Raw genomic sequence first — 18,418 nt, forward strand, 5'->3', positions numbered from 1 at the left:
TTGTCTCGATTGAAAGAGAATTACAACTATTTTTTTAGGACTTCTAGAATATGCTCTATACGTTTTTGTTGATCTTTGAGTTGTTGTTTTAATAACTCTATTTCTTGTGATTGTTTTTGAATGATCTCAGTTTGTTCTTGGGTAGCCTTTATCAAATGTGGAACCAATCCTGTATAATTTACCGCTTTAAACAATACTTCGCTGTGTGGTTTTTCAACTCCCGTTTTTACCATATCTTCCTCAGCCTCGGGTTGTATGGCTTTTTTTACCAATTCTGGAAAAACAGTTTCCAATTCTTCTGCAATGACTCCTACCTGTTCGCCCTCAGGCAACTGCATGTAGGCATAGGTATCGGTATTATACCTGTAGGTCTTGATGTCTAATTGATTCAATTTATCTAAAGAAGAATAAGAAATATCCTGTATCTTGTTTTTAAGCAATCGTGCAGAAGGTAAGTACGCACCCGTGGCATAGACGTCTCCTGAAAAAAATCCTGCATAATTGACAGAAGCACCTGAGGCTCTTGCATATATCCCGTATGCTGTAGCAGCAGCATTATTTTGTGCAATATTATAAGAACCATAAGCTACACCACTGGTTCCTGTATATTTTAATCCAACATTGTAAGCACCATAAACCGAAGAAGTCAAGGCGCCACTATACCTATTCACTCCAACATTATAAGTTCCATATACAACTCCATTACTAGTGGAGCCCGAAACTTTTTCCACTCTTCCATAGATTCCATAAATTGGTGATACTCCTGAACCTGTATATCTATGATCAAAAAAGAGTCCAGCTCCTCCACTAGATCCTGCATTGTCATGATCTATAAATATGGAATTTTGATATGAATCATTGTCAATATAAAGTGGATATGGCGTAATGTTCGCTCCAATTGTGACATTTCCTGAAGTTTTAAATACATTATTTCCTGAAATATTCCAATCGTTATCATTCGTGACAGGTATTTGCCATGATGCATTTCCGAAAGTATCTGAGGTAAGCACCCTGCCTGAACCGGGATTACCTCCTCGAATTCGAACACGTCCATTGACATCAAGGGTTTGGGTTGGATTAGCAATATCAATACCCACACTATTTAAACTCGCATCTACAGAAAGAGTGGACCCGTCTACTAATAGATCCCCATTATTATCAGCTTGCAACTCCAAAGTTGTGTTGGTATTCGTAATAATTTCATCTCCATCTATTCGCAATGAACCACCTATTTGTAAAGCTCCACTATTGGTCACTGGAGTAGCATCAGCAACATTAGGAACATCTATATAGTTTTTCACAGTCATTCTACCATCGGTCGTAAGTGACATCGCGCCATCACTTTGAAGATCATTTGCATCTCTAAATACCCAACCTCTGTCATCATCTTCATTCATGGTAAACGTAGTTGCCCAATCATTTAAAAAACCGAAAGTCATAGCTTCATGCATTCCAATGGTGTATAAGTTTGAATCGAATACACGTAGCTTATCATATGTACTGGTTGCAGTAGTGGCTAAGTATTCCACATTTGTGATTAGATTGTTATTTAAATCTAGCGATGTAGTTGCCGTATGATTACCTAAATTATCTGCAAAAGTATTACTATTTACCCAACTCAATGTTCCTGCTCCATTGGTTTGTAATACATGATTTGCTGGACCATCAAAGGTTGGAAATTGATATTGATTGTTGATGTCAAATGTACCGTTTACCCGTAATAAGTTGGTGTCAAATTCTCCATAAATCAATGGAGAACTAGAACTTGTATTTTCAATATAAAGGCGATTGCTATTTAGCTCAGAATACCCAGCATCGGCACCAATAAATACATTTCCTGATTTTGAATGCAATATACTTCCGTGACCTGCATTATATCCAATGAAGACATTATTATCTCCGCCTATTACATTATATGCACTTCGCCTTCCTATGGAAATATTAGCGTCACCAGTTACCAAGTTAATCAAAGCTGCTGATCCAAGAGCAGTATTATAGTTTCCCGTAGTGTTATATTGTAAAGCTGATAAACCAATAGCTGTATTTTCAACTCCTGTGGTATTTACGGAAGCCGCAGCTCTTCCCAATGCTGTATTAAAATTCCCTGTGGTATTTAATTGTAAAGCTCCAACACCTATAGCTGTATTAGAGATTCCAGTGGTATTATTTACAAGTGTCTGCCCTCCTAAAGCGGCATTAAATTGTCCCGTAGTATTATCTTCTAATGACAAATAACCGATGGCTGTATTAAAAGAGCCTGTATTGGCATATAAAGATCGGTATCCTATGGATGTATTTTCGGTATTTGCCACACCACTATGACCAGCATTATCTCCAATGTAGATATTAAAATTGGATGTTAAGTCATCATTTTCTCCCGCGTTAGTTCCGATAAATACCGAATTACCTGTGTTTGAAACTTCTATTTGTCCTTTTGTAGTTATTCGTACTTTTTCAGTATTGTTAGTTCTTATAGCCAAATCATTTGCATCGGAAGTTCCTACAAAATTAATTGCTGGATTAGTTCCGGAATTACCAGTAACGGACCAATCATTTGAAGAAGAAAGAGTTTCCCAAGTCAAAGTTACACTTCCATCGGTTTGCAACACTTGATTGGCGATACCATCAGTAGTCGGAAATTGATATTGATTGTTAATATCTAGTGTACCGTATATCCGTAATAAGTTGGTGTCAAATTCTCCATAAATCAAGGGAGAACTAGAATTTGTATTTTCAATATAAAGGCGATTGCTATTTTGTTCATAATACCCAGCATCTGTACCAATAAAGACACTTCCCGATTTTGAATGCAGTGTCCCTCCGTGACCTGCATTATTTCCAATGAATACATTATTATCACCGCCTGTTACATTAAATGCACTTCGTCTTCCTATCGAAACATTTGCATTCCCAGTTCCTAAAGAAAGTAAAGAAAAAGATCCGATCACAGTATTAAAATTTCCCGCGGTATTAGACTGTAAAGCAGATGAACCAATAGCTGTATTAGATTGCCCAAGGGTATTATTTAAAAGTGCTTGTACTCCCACAGCAACATTTAATTGTCCTGTTGTATTATCTTCTAATGACAAATAACCGATGGCTGTATTAAAAGAGGCTGTATTGGCAAATAAAGATCGGTATCCTGTCGCTGTATTTCCAAAATTTGAAATGCCAGTTCGCCCTGCAAAACTCCCAATGTAAGTATTGAAATTAGATGATAAATCATCATTTTCCCCAGCATTGGTTCCTATAAATACTGAACTCCCTGTATTTGAAATTTCTATTTGTCCTTTTGTGGTTATTCGTACTTTTTCAGTATTGTTGGTTCTGATAGCCAAATCGTTTGCATCGGTAGTTCCAATAAAATTTGTTGTTGGATTGGTTCCTGAATTACCCGTAACAGACCAATCATTTGAAGAAGATAAAGTTTCCCAAGTCACTGTTCCACTTCCATCAGTTCGTAAAACTTGATTTGCGATACCATCACTATTTGGAAAACTATAGGCATCATTGATATTAATAGTTCCATTTTTAAAGACTGTTAGTGCATTACTTCTAGCAGAAGCAGTTCCATTCCCCAAAACAAACAAACGATCAGCGCCATCAACTGCTGTTGCAGAATTTGGTACATAGTCTGTGTTATAAGCTCCTAACACGACCTCTCCATAGGAACGTGTAATGACATGATCCCCAAATCCAAGAGAATAATCACCGTAGGTGTCAACTGTTCTTCCAAAAGCCATAGAATAGGCTGCACGTGTTTCGGCGCTATTTCCAAAAGCAAAAGAATAATCGGCTCCTGAAAAACTATTAGAATTCAATCCTGATGACCATGAGTAGGGTGCTATAGTTCCTGAATTGAGTCCCATTGCAAAAGAGTAATTTCCACTTGCCTCATTGTCACGTCCAAAAACAGTAGTCGCTTCTCCTGATGCTTGATTTCGTCTTCCTCCCGCAAATGAATAAATACCTACATTCGCATCATCCCAACGTGTTCCTTCTGCATAACCCGCACGAAAAGCAGCTTTATTTGGATTGAAAAACATCCGTGTTCCTTCTCCTGTAATTTCACTATCAATCGCAATTCCATCACCAAAAGTTCCTGTGACCACAAAACCGTCAGTTCCATCAATTCTGACGGCGCCACTATCTGCGGTTATATTTTTACCATTACCGCCTCCGCCTTGATCATAGGCACTATCCAAAGTATTTGGTGAAACAGAGGCTCCCAAGACGATGGTCCAAGAAGTACTATTATTATTCCAAAAATAAAATCCCCTTGGTTCAGAACCATTCCCAGTCACAAAGACCATCATTCCATCTTGATCTACACCCGGATTTGTACTAGGAAACTCATCGATTCTTGGTATAAGAATCCCATCGATTGTAGAAGGAGCGGCACTGTTACTCGCAGATATATCTAATTGTGCCTTAGGATCTGTGTTCCCTATACCAACTTGCGCACATAAAGTGTAGCAGAAAAAGAACATGAATATTAAACTAAATTTTGATGTTTTCATTGTAAATTATTTTAGTTAAATATTTAACTAAAATATAATAACCCAATCAGCTAGATACAAAATTTTGTATAATTCAGTCATATTACTGTATAGTTAGTATCACTTTCCTTTAACACGTTCCCAAAAAATTTTTAAAACATCCCATATAGTTGTATCATTATCAAATCTTGGTCTTCGCATAGTGTTCATGTTAAGCCGATTACCATCTTCATAAATTGTAAACGAGAATACTGCTGAATTTCCGTTTCCAGTATCAATCGATGGGTAACGCAAATCACTATACGTATATGTTCCATCTTCTTGTTTCTCTAAATTGTAATAATAATTACTAAACCAAGCTAAGCTTGCCAAGTCTGAATTTGATTTCGAAATTAAATCGTGATTCTTGGGAATCGTTTTCCAATCAGTAAATACATCTTTTGTATCAAATAAAGAATAATAAGCTACATGATAATCGGTTTCTGTTTCAGCAATTCCGTACCATAAAATATTGTTTAAAATACTGGCTTCTGTATTGTATCTTTTATATTCTATACCTTGTTCCGCCATCGATTTTTCAAATACCGAATTGATGTAGAATTTATTTACAATTGTAAATAGCATATATACCGAACTAATTCCAAGACCTAACTTTAACCAAAATTTACGTTTCGGATTTCTTCTTTTAAAAAACATAAGTACTATCAAACAGATCAAAAAAGGCAATGTATACGCTGGATCTGCTACTGAAATATTACTAAAAGCTACACGATAATCCATAAAAGGCAAAAATAATTGTGTTCCGTATCCTGTAAAGCAATCTAAAAGTGGATGTGTAAAAATGGACAAGAAAAACAACCATGTCCATTCTTTTCGTGTTGTAGTTCCGTTTCGTTTCCCTCGATCATACATCTTATGTACCAACCAACCCAACAAAAAAGCGGCTAAAATTGAAAAAAGTATGGAATGCATAAATCCTCTGTGAAATAAAAAGGCATCAATTTTATTGCCGTACAACCAATTTCCAATAAAAACATCCAAATCAGGAATGGTTCCTCCTAGAGCACCAAATAACAATGCTTTATTTCCTATTTTCTTTCCCATGGCAGCTTCTCCACAGGCAGCTCCAAGTACAACTTGCGTTAACGAATCCATAAATTCATACTATTTCTAAGTTTGCAAAGGTACGCAACCAAAATGATTTGCATACTTGTGTACAAAATCGTAACATTACGCTAGGAAACTAACCTTATAATTATGCAAGAAGAAAACAACATTTCTAAAACTCAGGCAAACGATCAAACAATCATTAATAACAAAGAATTAAACATCTGGGAAGCATTGGTTCCCGTTGTTATTTTGATGGGACTATTGGCATACAACATCTTTTTCGTAGAAGATCAAGAATGGTTTGGTGGTTACACAAACCAGATTATTTTATTGATTGGTGGTGGAGTTGCCATGATTGGAGGTTTTTTAAACAAAGTTTCTATTGGATTAATGCTGAAAGAAATTTGGGAAAATCTACGCAGTGTATTTGTCCCAATAATGATTTTATTTTTGGTAGGAGCACTTGCAGGGACATGGCTTATTAGTGGAATAATTCCCGCCATGGTGTATTATGGATTGCAAGTGTTGAGTCCTGAGATATTTTTGCCAGCTTCTGTTATAATTGCTGCTATTATTTCAATTGCTACAGGAAGTAGTTGGACAACTTCTGCTACGGTTGGTATTGCCTTGATAGGAATTGGAAGCACTCTAGGAATTCCTGCAGGTATGATTGCTGGAGCGGTAATTTCGGGAGCATATTTTGGTGATAAAATGTCTCCTTTGAGTGATACTACAAACCTAGCGCCTGCAATGGCTGGAACGGATTTGTTTACGCATATCCGTTATATGACATTTACTACTGTTCCAACAATTGTAATCACATTGATTGTTTTTGCCATTTTAAGTGCCACCATTAACACCAACGGAGAAGCAGACACTACATTTATACTGGACACCATCAATAATAATTTTAATATTACGCCTTGGTTATTTATTGTTCCATTGGCAGTAATCGCATTAATTCTTTTAAAAGTTAAGCCTTTAATCGCGTTAGGAACAGGTGTTGTTTTAGCAGCTCTTTTTGCATTGATATTTCAACCAGATGTTTTAAATAAAATTTCTACTTCGAAAACAGAAGTCATTACGAATGCAGTTTTAACCGATACTAATATTGAAATTCCTAACGAAGAATATGTTGCCACGTTTAGTGAAGCAGAACTAGCAACTATTAATGCTACTAAAGATTTAAAAAATATTTTTAACGATGATGAGGTTAAAAAGATTTATACAAAAGAAGATTTAGCAGCTGTTTTTGCAGGACATTCATTATCTAAAGAAGTGTTAGCTTCAAAAGCAGGCAATTTAGAAAAATTAATTACCATAAAAAGACTTAAAAAGCTCTTTGGTTCTGGAGGAATGAATGGAATGTTATGGACCATTTATTTGATTATTTGTGCCATGGTTTTTGGTGGTGTGATGGATGCCATTGGAGCATTGGCAAGAATTACACAATCATTGTTAAAACTGGCGACAAGCATGTTTGGTTTGTTTGCTAGTACAGTAGCTAGCTGTTTAGGGTTAAACGTTATCGCTTCAGATCAATACTTAGCTTTAGTGATACCTGGAAAGATGTTTAAAAAGGCGTATGAAGATCGTGGTTTAGCTCCAGAAAATTTAAGTAGAACCTTAGAAGATTCAGGAACGGTAACTTCGGTACTAATTCCGTGGAATACTTGCGGAGCCTATCAATCTGGTGTATTAGGTGTTGGTGTTGGCGAATATTTTATGTATGCTATCTTTAACTGGTTGAGTCCGTTTACCACACTTTTATTTGCTGCGTTTAAAATTAAAATTAGACAGTTACAAGGAAAAACAGCGTAATTGTTTATAACATATAAAAAAAGCCTCTGATTATACTCAGAGGCTTTTTATTTATAACAATCGATGCTTTCGTGCTTTCTCTACTGCTTCTATTTTGTTGTGGACTTGTAGTTTTTTATATATATTTTCAATATGTTTTCGAATGGTAGAAGGTGATACAAATAACTTTTCTGCGATTATTTGATACCCCAAACCTTTACTCAATTGTTCTAAGACTTCTTTTTCACGCTTACTGAGTTTAATGTTTTCATTTTCTTCATATTGTGGTACTTCTGCAGTTTGTAATATCTTCAGGGTTTTCATGGCAATACTTGGCGTCATGGTGGCTCCGCCTTTCATTACATCCAAAATTCCTTTATGAAGTTCATCGGCAGTAGCTTCTTTCAACAAATAACCATTTGCACCAGATTGAATGGATTGTAAAATATTTTCATCGTCGTCAAATACTGTAATCATGACAATTTTAATGCTTGGAAAACGCTTTTTTATGAGTTGTGTTGCTTCAATACCGTTCATATTAGGCATTTTTATATCCATCAAAATCAAATCGATTTCCTCCTTCTTTTCAAGTTTCTCCAACAATTCTTTCCCATCTCTAGCGCGAAACATATATTGTAAATCCTCTTTAAAGAATGATAATTTTTCTACCAAAGCATTCGCCAAGAAAGTATTGTCTTCCGCTATCACAATTTTATAACTCATACCAAATCAAATTTTATCTGCAACCATTTTATCAATACTCAATTGTACTGTTGTACCTTTATTTTCCTGAGAACTAATTTGCAGCTTCCCGTAGATTTCTTGTGCGCGTAACTGCATGTTTTCCAATCCATTTGCATCATCATTTTCATGTATATCAAAACCTTTTCCATCATCTATAATGGCCAATACATATTGCTCCTTTTTTTCCTGAAAATGAATGGAAATTGTTTTTGAATCTGCATGTTTTATAGCATTGTTGATTGCTTCTTGCATGATTCTAAAGATATTAATTCCAACTAGCGAAGAAAAGGTTGAGTTTTCAGAAACTTCATTGCTAAATTCAATTTCAGCACCTGTTAATACTTTGGCTTGTCCGATATGGTTCATCATACGTTGCTCTAAATCTTCGAAGTGAATTTCGTCCATATTCATTGCCCAAATCGTATCCCGCAATTGATTAATTGTATGTCGAATAAAGAAATTAATATTTGACAAACGATCTAGAAAATCAGGATTTGCATCTTTGAGTCCGTATTTCAAATTGTCTATCGAAGAGATAATAAACGTTAGTTGCGAACCGATATTATCATGTAAATCGCGTGAGATTTTTAAACGTTGTTCATGCAATTTATTTTGCGTTTCTACTTTGATTAAAGCATCTTTTAATTCGTTCTCCTTCTGTAATTGTCTGTTTTTTATTTTTTGTTGATTGTACAACAAATACCCTAACGCCAAGAATACCAAAACGCCTGCAATCATTCCATAAATAGTGGTATTCTTTTTAGATATGCTCGCATTTTTCTCCGCTATTTCTGCACGCTGCAAGAGTATTTCTTTTTCTTTTTCTGCAGATTGATATTTTTCAAAAATTTCATTCGTAGCAATGGTTTCTTTTTCTTTTTGAATGGTATCTTGAAGTTTGATTGTTTCTTGATAGTAATGCGATGCATTTTCAAAATCGCCCAATTCTCGGTATGCATTTGCCATTCTGCGAAGCGCTTTACTTTTTATCATCATTTGTGAATCGCTCAAGTTTTCCAAAGCAATCGTATAAGCATCAATAGCAGCTTTGTAATTCCCTTGATTGTAATAGGAAATTCCCAATAATTGGATGTTTTTAGCGCGATGCTTTCGAGAATTGAATCGTTGGTAAATTTCATCTGCTTTTTTCAAATAGTAAACCGCAGAATCGTTTTGCTGCAACTGCTGATAAGTTTTTCCTAAGCTATTATAACTTGTTGCCAAACCTCTGATATCGTTGATTTTCTGTTTTGAAACAATTGACTTTTGTGCATAATACACACATGAATCTAGTTGTTTCAAAGCAGAAAAATTCATCACCATATTGGTATATGAAGCGCCAATTCCGTAGGTATCTTTGATTGCTTTTCTGATGACTAAACTATGTTTGTGATAGCTGTTTGATTCTTTATGTCGTTTCAATTTAGACAATAACAATCCTATATTATTCAAACTGTTTGCCTGTCCTCTTTGTTGGCCAAGATCTTTGAATATTTCATACGAACTCAGGTAATAATCCATAGCGGTTTTATACTGTTCTTTTCCCCAATAAATCAAGCCTTTGTTATTAAACACAGAAGCCATTGCATCTTTGTCGTCAGCTGCTTTGGCAATTTCATAAGCTTTGTCGTACCAAAGTAACGAGTTATCTTTTTTTCCTACAATATAATAGTATACACCTTTTCGCAAAAACGAACGTGTTTTTAAAAAGTTATTCTGGAGTATTTCACTTTTTTGGATTGCGATTTCAGAGAGTTCTTGAGAAATTTCAGGTTTTGAATACGCATATTTAAAAAATACTTTGTGCAAATATTGTACACGCAAAGAATCGTTTTCCATTGCTTGTGCAACTGAACCAATACTATCTATAATAGCTTGATTAGTTTGTGCAATTACTTCTAAAAAAGAACTCTGAAAAAACAGTAATAAAATAACTGTCTGCCATCTATATTTGGTGAATATATTCATACGTTGGTGTTGGTTCGCTATAAAAAATAAGGTACAGGCTTTTAGTTACAATTCTAAAAAAATGATTCTTACACAAATTTCCAATGATTGTATGATTTAAAGAATAAGGCACCTGCCCTATTTTTGAAATTATTTACATAAAAATAATAATGATTTTGCTAAATACATACATCCTCAAAGCATTGTATAACAACATCTTAAAGCCTATTATAAACAGTTCTTATGGATGGATAGGAAAATCAAATTTTCTTTGAATAAATCTCTTTGTTACTTATCTATATTTGCAGCGGTTAATAACATAAATTTTAAACAAATAATAATATGGCATTCGTAGGAAAAAAATTCCCAAACTTGGACGTTGACGCAATGAACGAAATGGGAGATACTTTCAAATTAAACATCTTAGATGAAGCAGTAAATAACAAGAAAAAAGTATTGTTATTCTGGTATCCAAAAGATTTTACATTTGTTTGCCCAACAGAATTACACGCATTTCAAGCTGCTTTAGGTGAATTTGAAAAAAGAAACACAATTTTAGTTGGAGCTTCTTGTGATACTCCAGAAGTACACTTTGCTTGGTTAAACACGGAAAAAGATAACGGTGGAATTGAAGGAGTAACATATCCTTTATTAGCTGATAGCAACCGTAACTTATCTAGCATCTTAGGTATTTTAGATATTACAAACGAACTATATGACGAAGAAACTGGAACTGTACAAGTTGAAGGTGACAACGTAACTTACAGAGCTACGTATTTAATCGACGAAGAAGGAACAGTTTTCCATGAAGGAATCAACCACATGCCAGTTGGGAGAAACGTAAATGAGTACATCCGTTTAATTGACGCTTACACGCACGTTCAAGAAAAAGGAGAAGTTTGTCCTGCAAACTGGGAAGAAGGTAAAGATGCAATGAACGCTGACAGAAAAGGTGTTGCTGAATATTTAGCTGCAAACGTATAAATTGTATAAAAATGGTTCAAGAATTAAATCAAGATAACTTACAAGAATTGGTTGCTAGCAACGATACTGTTGTAGTACAATATTCTGCTTCTTGGTGCGGAAATTGCCGTATTATGAAACCAAAAGTTAAGAAACTGGCACGTGAACTAGAAGATGTGACTTTTGTTATTGCTGATGCGGAAAAATTCCCTGAATCAAGACAATTGGCTACGGTAGACAATTTACCAACATTCGCTACTTTTAAGAATGGAGCGTTTGTAAATCAAGTTCAAACTAACAAATTTGACGTGTTAAAAGAACTCGTTGATGAAGTTGCACTTAATTAACAAAAACAATTTTCAATGAAATTACCTGTAATTAAGCACTTAACACAGTTTATTGCTGAAAATGACGAAGATTATGTAGTGGAAACTATTGATACCTTAGAAGCACTAACGGAAGTTCCATCTTTAAAAGATGAAGAATTAGATGTTATTGGTGAGCTTATTTCTAATATGTACGGCGCTATTGAAGTACATAAAATGGAAAAAGCTGGGACACCAAGAAAAGAAGCATTGAATAGTTTTATGCAACGTGTTATGGGTTCTATTGATAAGTAATAAAATTGTATAATTCTAAAAGAAATCGTCTGTAAATTAAAATTTATAGACGATTTTTTTTATGTATCAATTTATATTATGAGCATAAAAAAAGGAGCTATCTAAAAAGACAGCTCCTTGTATATGAATGAATTTATATTTTATTATACATCATATCTATCTAAGTTCATTACTTTCGACCATGCAGCTGCAAAGTCTTGTACAAACTTATCTTTAGCATCATCACATGCATATACTTCTGCAATGGCTCTTAATTCTGTATTTGAACCAAAAATTAAATCTGCTCGTGAACCGATAAATTTAATTTGTCCCGTTCTTCTATCACGTCCTTCAAATACTTGATCATCATCAGAAGTTGCAGACCAAGTATACTTAAAGTCCAATACATTTCTAAAGAAATCATTGGTCAAACTTCCTTCATTATCTGTGAATACACCGTGATTTGATCCGTTGTAATTAGCGCCCATCACACGTAATCCACCAACTAAAATGGTCATTTCTGGAATAGATAATGTCAATAAGTTAGCACGATCTACCAAAGCATCTTCTGCCGATACTTTCAACCCAGATTTTAGATAATTTCTGAAACCATCAGAAACAGGTTTTAAGTTATTGAATGATTCTACATCTGTTTGTTCTTGTGAAGCATCTCCTCTACCTTGTGTAAAGTCTACAGAAACAGCTACTCCTGCATTTCTAGCAGCTTCTTCTACTCCTGCATTTCCTGCCAATACAATTAAATCTGCCATCGAAATAGTTCCACTAAAATCGTTTTGAATTCCTTCAAGTACACTTAATACTTTTCCTAATTCTACTGGATTATTCACTTCCCAACTTCTTTGTGGTTCTAAGCGGATACGCGCACCATTAGCACCACCACGCATATCTGAACCTCTAAAGGTTGAGGCAGAAGACCAAGCTGTTCTTACCAATTGTGCAACTGATAAACCAGAAGCTAAAATCATTTTCTTTAGACTTTCAATATCTCCGTCACTTAAGTTGTAATCTACTTTTGGAATTGGATCTTGCCAAATTAATTCTTCTCCAGGAACTTCTGGACCTAAATAACGATCTTTTGGTCCCATGTCACGGTGTGTTAACTTGAACCATGCACGTGCAAAAGCATCTTCAAATGCTGCATGATCTTCATGGAAACGTTGTGAAATCTTTAAAAACTCTGGATCCTTTTTTAATGCCATATCTGCAGTAGTCATCATCAAGGCTTGACGCTCATTATCATCTCCAGCTGTAGGAGCTGTGCGTGCATTTGATGCGGCAGTGGGCGTCCATTGGTGTGCTCCTGCTGGACTCTTTGTTAATTCCCAATCATAATTTAATAATACATCAAAATAATCGGCATCCCATTGGATTGGATTTGGTGTCCAAGGACCTTCAATTCCACTAGTAATAGTGTCATTTAGCACCCCTGTTTTAAAAGTATTTTTCCATCCAGTACTCATTTCTTCTATTGGAGCACCATGTGGTTCTGCTCCTACATATTCATCTGGATTTGCTGCTCCGTGCGCTTTACCAAATGTATGTCCTCCAGCAACTAAGGCAACTGTTTCTTCATCATTCATTGCCATTCTCTTGAAAGTAACTCTAATATCATGTGCTGATTTTAAAGGATCAGGTTCTCCGTTTGGCCCTTCAGGATTCACATAAATAAGTCCCATGTGTACTGCTCCTAAATGATCTTCTAACTCACCTGTTTCGTAACGTTGCTCATTTCCGAGCCATTCATTTTCCATTCCCCAGTATATATCTTGCTCAGGTTCCCAAACATCTTCACGTCCTCCAGCAAAACCAAATGTTTTAAAGCCCATAGATTCTAAAGCGCAATTTCCTGCCAAAATCATTAAATCTGCCCAAGAAATCTTACGTCCATATTTTTGCTTCACAGGCCATAGTAATAAACGTGCCTTATCTAAATTTCCGTTATCTGGCCAACTATTCAATGGTGCAAAACGATGTGTTCCTGTTCCAGCGCCTCCACGTCCGTCTCCTACTCTGTAGGTTCCTGCACTGTGCCATGCCATACGAATCATTAAACCTCCGTAATGTCCATAATCTGCTGGCCACCAATCTTGAGAATCTGTCATTAAATTAATTACATCTTGTTTCAATTCTGCATAGTCTAAACTATTAAAAGCTTCTGCATAGTCAAAATTTTCTCCCAGAGGATCTGATTTTGCTGCATGTTGACGTAAAATATTTAGCTTTAGCTCATTTGGCCACCAATCTCTATTTGTAGTGCCACCGCCAGCTACTTTTTTTGTAGTTCCATGTCCAAATGGACACTTACCTTCGTTATTCATAATTTTCTGGATGTTTGATTAATTTATACTGTGTTTTTAAGTATTCTAAAATTACTCAATAAAATGGATACTTTTCATAAAACAAATTGATTGTTTTTATTTTAAGATAGATTTTTACTATTCTATGGTTATTAAAAAATTAACGATTATTTACCATTTTTGGACTAGAAATTAGCTATTTTTAGAAACTAAAAAAACAAAATAACCATGGCATCAGTAACCCTACAAGGAAACGAATTTCATACTTCTGGAAATTTACCAGAAGTTGGAGCTGCAGCTCCTGATTTTGCATTAACAGCAACAGATTTATCTACAAAAACTTTAGCCGACTATAAAGGATCAAAAGTTGTGTTAAATATTTTCCTAAGTATTGACACAGGAACATGCGCAACTTCTGTGCGTAAATTTAATAGAGAAGCAAGTGAATTAGAAAACACAAAGGTTTTGTGTATTTCTCACGATTTACCATTTGCACAAGCGCGTTTTTGTGGTGCTGAAGATTTAGACAATGTGATCAACCTTTCTGATTATAAAAATGGAAGCTTTGGAAAAGATTACGGTTTAGATTTTGTGGACGGTCCATTAGAGACATTACATTCTCGTGTAGTTGTTGTGATTGATGAAAACGGAACTGTAAAACATACTGAACAAGTTGCAGAAATTGTAGATGAACCTAACTATAAAGCAGCTTTAGAAGCCTTATTAGATGATTAAATTCATTAAAGGAAGAATAAAAGGAGTTGGATATGCGTTTAAAGGCGCATATCTGCTCATTACTACTGAAGCTAGTGTAAAAGCACAGTTTTTTATCGGAGTTTTAGTTACTATTGCTGGATTTTATTTTGAAATCTCCAGAAGCGAATGGATTCTACAAATTTTAACTATTGGATTAATTATGAGCCTAGAAGGTCTCAACACTGCTATTGAAGAGATTGCTGATTTCATACATCCAGAACATCACAAAAAAATAGGCCTTATTAAAGATTTAGCTGCTGGAGCAGTATTTATCTTTGCCATTGCTGCAGTTATCATTGGTTGTTTTATTTACCTACCCAAAATGATTTAGCAGACAATCGAATTCTCCCATATTAAAAAACTACCAAAAACTACATCTGTTTTCTTTTTTTTACCTTGATACTATCATTCAATCAAAAAACATGTATCATTATGAAAAAAAGAGCATTAAAAACACTCGCTCTAAATAAGAAATCTATTTATAATTTATAAAACTTATTAAAAGGTGGAGCTTTACCAACACTCAACAAAGGATGTCATAACGATTCTGGATGTGTAGGACCAATACAAGAAACTTGCGGTATTATTAACTGTGAATTACCAAGTGTATTAATTCCTTGTGAAACCTAGCAAATCCTTAGCGGGAGCAATCCCGCTTTTTCTTTTTTACAATTAGTTACATAAAACATCCATAATATTCTTCTTCTTTCCTAAAAAAATCTATTGTTATCTTAACTTATTTTTTCATCAAATAAATCCTCTTTAGACACTCATAACGTGATAGTTATTCAAAAAAAAATAATGGTCATGATTCATAAATCTCGATTATATTATTCTTATTCCTACTTTTCTAATGACTAACTTAGTTAGATAATTTATTACAAAAACATATTTAAATCATGAAAAAAAGATCAATTAAAAGTTTATCATTAAAAAAGACAACTGTTAGTAAACTAGACACAAACACGTTACAAGGAGGAAAAGAAGCTTCTAGAACCTTATGGCATTCTATCATTATTTGTGTTACAAGAATAACAAACGAAGATTGCCCTTCATTAACATGTCCACAAGAATAAACTAACATAAAAGGGTTTGTTTCCAAATATAGTGGAAACAAGCCCTTTTATTCCTTAATTTTTTTTCGGGTACAGATATTTTTAAATATATTGCGCATTAAGCGTAATTTGCATTTTTTGCAGTAAATAGCAATCCCTGAATGGCAAGGAAAAAAACCGAAAAAAAATCAAAAACAACAAAAAAGACTTCTAAAGGTTCTAAATTCAAAAAACCTGATTTCACGTTTACCCGACAGCATCAAATTATATTGGGCAGCTTACTCATGTTATTTGCTATTGCTTTGTTTGTTGCTTTTGCTTCGTATTTTTTTACAGGTGAAGTAGATCAGAGCGCTTTGAGTAATACCGATGGTACTGCTACTACACAAAATTGGATGCAGAAATTTGGAGCAAGTATTAGTAATTTCTTTATCTACAGAGGATTCGGAATTGCTTCTTTTATTTTTGCAAGTTTATTATTTGTTACAGGATTGTATTTGTTGATGGACATCAAAAAGAAGTTGTTTAACAAATGGTTTTGGGGAAGCGTTATTGTCATTTGGCTTTCTGTCTTTTTAGGCTTCTTTTTTAATTCGGCTCCAATTTTAGGTGGAACTATTGGTTTTGAAATCAACTCCTACTTGCAATCATATGTTGGTAAAATTGGTGTTGGATTGTTGTTAGTTTTTGGTGCTATCATATATGCTGTATTGCGTTTAAAACTTACACCTGAACATGTCGCTGAATATATCAATAAGCGTAAATCTGATATCAAAGAAGATTTTGCTGAAGAGCAGACAACGACTGAAACTACTCAAGATACAGAAACTCCAACTGATAGTACTCCAACAGAAGAAATTCCAGAAGTAAAAGAAGAAACAACTCCTACACAACCAGAAAAGTCTGAGTTTGAATTATCGGTCGAAAACCTACAACCAACCATCCAAAATCATTCTTTAACGGATACCTCAAAAAAAGATACAGAAATAAAAGACACTTCATTTGAAGTAGAAATTCCAAAAGAAGAGGAAGAAACAACGATTGAAGTTGAAAAGATTATTGAAGAGAAAACGGTTACTGAAAATTTATCAGACAAGCTTGTTAAAGAGCATGGGGAATTTGACCCAACACTTGAATTGGGGAATTTCCGTTTTCCAACCATTGAGCTCTTAAAAGATTACACCAACGGAAGTTCTATCACTATCAATCAGGAAGAACTTGAAGAAAATAAAAACCAAATTGTTACCACACTTCGCAATTACAAAATAGAAATTGCCAGTATCAAAGCAACAGTTGGTCCTACGGTAACACTCTATGAAATCATACCCGAAGCTGGTGTACGTATTTCCAAGATTAAAAACTTAGAAGACGATATTGCACTCTCTCTAGCTGCCTTAGGTATTCGTATTATTGCGCCAATGCCCGGGAAAGGAACCATTGGTATTGAAGTTCCAAATAAAAAACCTGCCATCGTTTCTATGCGTTCTGCCATTGCTTCAAAGAAGTTTCAAGAAGCAGAAATGCAGTTACCAATTGCTTTTGGTAAAACGATTAGCAACGAAACTTTAGTGGTCGATTTGGCAAAAATGCCACACTTACTAATGGCGGGAGCAACTGGACAGGGTAAATCGGTTGGATTGAACTGTATTTTAACTTCTATCCTATACAAAAAACATCCTGCAGAAGTAAAGTTTGTACTGGTAGACCCGAAGAAAGTAGAATTGACATTATTCAACAAGATTGAACGTCACTATTTGGCAAAACTTCCAGATTCTGAAGAAGCTATTATTACTGACAATTCTAAAGTAATTAATACGCTAAATTCGCTCTGTATTGAAATGGATCAGCGTTACGATTTATTGAAAAACGCCATGTGTCGTAATATTGTGGAATACAATACAAAATTTAAAGCTAGAAAACTGAACCCGAATGACGGACATAAGTTTTTACCATATATCGTCTTAGTTGTGGACGAATTTGCTGATTTGATCATGACGGCTGGAAAAGAAGTAGAAACACCAATTGCACGTTTGGCACAATTAGCTCGTGCAATCGGAATTCACTTGATCATTGCCACGCAACGACCTTCTGTAAATGTTATTACAGGAATGATTAAAGCTAATTTCCCTGCCAGAGTTGCGTTCCGTGTAATGTCAAAGATAGATTCGCGTACGATTTTAGACAATGCTGGAGCCGATCAATTGATTGGTCGTGGTGATATGCTATATACGCAAGGAAACGATTTAATTCGTATCCAATGTGCTTTTGTAGATACGCCAGAAGTAGAAAAAATTACAGATTTTATCGGAGCTCAAAAAGCATATCCTGATGCATTTATGTTACCAGAATTTGTTGGTGAAGAAAGTGGCACAAGTCTTGATATAGAGATTTCAGACAGAGACAAACTATTCCGTCAAGCTGCAGAAATTATTGTAATTGCACAGCAAGGTTCCGCCTCGTTATTACAACGAAAGTTAAAACTTGGCTACAACCGTGCAGGACGACTTATTGATCAATTAGAAGCAGCTGGGATTGTAGGTCAGTTTGAAGGAAGCAAAGCGCGCCAAGTGCTTGTCCCAGATATTTTAGCTTTAGAACAATTATTAGAAAACGAAAAAAATGGATAA

At 34.9% G+C, this 18,418-nt stretch carries 13 protein-coding genes; 8 read left to right on the forward strand and 5 right to left on the reverse strand.

Annotated elements, in window-relative coordinates:
• Positions 1-26 precede the first annotated feature (26 nt).
• Positions 27-4,520, reverse strand: coding sequence for a tail fiber domain-containing protein (locus MK119_RS21135; RefSeq protein ID WP_290683111.1), 4,494 nt, complete (start codon positions 4,518-4,520; stop codon positions 27-29).
• 99 nt (positions 4,521-4,619) lie between these two features.
• On the reverse strand, positions 4,620-5,654 hold the full coding sequence (locus tag MK119_RS21140; protein ID WP_290683113.1) for a metal-dependent hydrolase: 1,035 nt from the start codon (positions 5,652-5,654) through the stop codon (positions 4,620-4,622).
• A 102-nt stretch (positions 5,655-5,756) separates the two neighbouring features.
• On the opposite strand from MK119_RS21140, the gene MK119_RS21145 reads away from it, so the two are divergent.
• On the forward strand, positions 5,757-7,430 hold the full coding sequence (locus tag MK119_RS21145) for a Na+/H+ antiporter NhaC family protein (protein ID WP_290683115.1): 1,674 nt from the start codon (positions 5,757-5,759) through the stop codon (positions 7,428-7,430).
• A 51-nt stretch (positions 7,431-7,481) separates the two neighbouring features.
• Here the strand turns inward: MK119_RS21145 and MK119_RS21150 are convergent, their stop codons facing one another.
• Both MK119_RS21150 and MK119_RS21155 read right to left on the reverse strand, forming a co-directional pair.
• Positions 7,482-8,132 (reverse strand): response regulator transcription factor, encoded by a 651-nt coding sequence (locus MK119_RS21150; protein WP_290683117.1) that lies wholly within the window; start codon positions 8,130-8,132, stop codon positions 7,482-7,484.
• A 6-nt stretch (positions 8,133-8,138) separates the two neighbouring features.
• Complete coding sequence (locus tag MK119_RS21155; protein WP_290683119.1) at positions 8,139-10,121, reverse strand: sensor histidine kinase; 1,983 nt, start codon at positions 10,119-10,121, stop codon at positions 8,139-8,141.
• A gap of 321 nt (positions 10,122-10,442) precedes the next feature.
• Between MK119_RS21155 and MK119_RS21160 the strand changes: the two genes are divergently transcribed.
• The 3 genes from MK119_RS21160 to MK119_RS21170 are packed head-to-tail and all read left to right on the forward strand — an operon-like array spanning position 10,443 to position 11,683.
• Complete coding sequence (locus MK119_RS21160) at positions 10,443-11,084, forward strand: peroxiredoxin (protein ID WP_290683121.1); 642 nt, start codon at positions 10,443-10,445, stop codon at positions 11,082-11,084.
• A gap of 11 nt (positions 11,085-11,095) precedes the next feature.
• Positions 11,096-11,410: a thioredoxin family protein gene (locus tag MK119_RS21165; protein WP_290683123.1), complete on the forward strand. Its 315-nt coding sequence runs from the start codon at positions 11,096-11,098 to the stop codon at positions 11,408-11,410.
• 15 nt (positions 11,411-11,425) lie between these two features.
• A complete protein-coding gene (locus tag MK119_RS21170; protein WP_290683125.1) occupies positions 11,426-11,683 on the forward strand; it encodes a hypothetical protein in 258 nt (85 codons plus the stop codon).
• Between the two features lie 143 nt (positions 11,684-11,826).
• Here MK119_RS21170 and katG read toward each other — a convergent pair whose 3' ends face one another.
• Positions 11,827-14,001 (reverse strand): catalase/peroxidase HPI, encoded by a 2,175-nt coding sequence (gene katG, locus MK119_RS21175; protein WP_290683127.1) that lies wholly within the window; start codon positions 13,999-14,001, stop codon positions 11,827-11,829.
• A gap of 207 nt (positions 14,002-14,208) precedes the next feature.
• Here katG and tpx point away from each other — a divergent pair, with 207 nt between their 5' ends.
• The 4 genes from tpx to MK119_RS21195 all read left to right on the forward strand — a co-directional run bounded on the left by tpx (position 14,209) and on the right by MK119_RS21195 (position 18,418).
• Positions 14,209-14,715 (forward strand): thiol peroxidase, encoded by a 507-nt coding sequence (tpx, locus tag MK119_RS21180; protein ID WP_290683129.1) that lies wholly within the window; start codon positions 14,209-14,211, stop codon positions 14,713-14,715.
• Positions 14,708-15,067, forward strand: coding sequence for a diacylglycerol kinase family protein (locus MK119_RS21185; RefSeq protein ID WP_290683131.1), 360 nt, complete (start codon positions 14,708-14,710; stop codon positions 15,065-15,067). The genes tpx and MK119_RS21185 overlap by 8 nt, the downstream gene beginning before the upstream one ends.
• 568 nt (positions 15,068-15,635) lie before the next feature.
• Positions 15,636-15,812, forward strand: coding sequence for a hypothetical protein (locus MK119_RS21190; RefSeq protein WP_290683133.1), 177 nt, complete (start codon positions 15,636-15,638; stop codon positions 15,810-15,812).
• 140 nt (positions 15,813-15,952) lie between these two features.
• Positions 15,953-18,418: a DNA translocase FtsK gene (locus MK119_RS21195; protein WP_290683135.1), complete on the forward strand. Its 2,466-nt coding sequence runs from the start codon at positions 15,953-15,955 to the stop codon at positions 18,416-18,418.

Source organism: Kordia sp. (genome assembly GCF_022447245.1).
Lineage (GTDB): Bacteria > Bacteroidota > Bacteroidia > Flavobacteriales > Flavobacteriaceae > Kordia.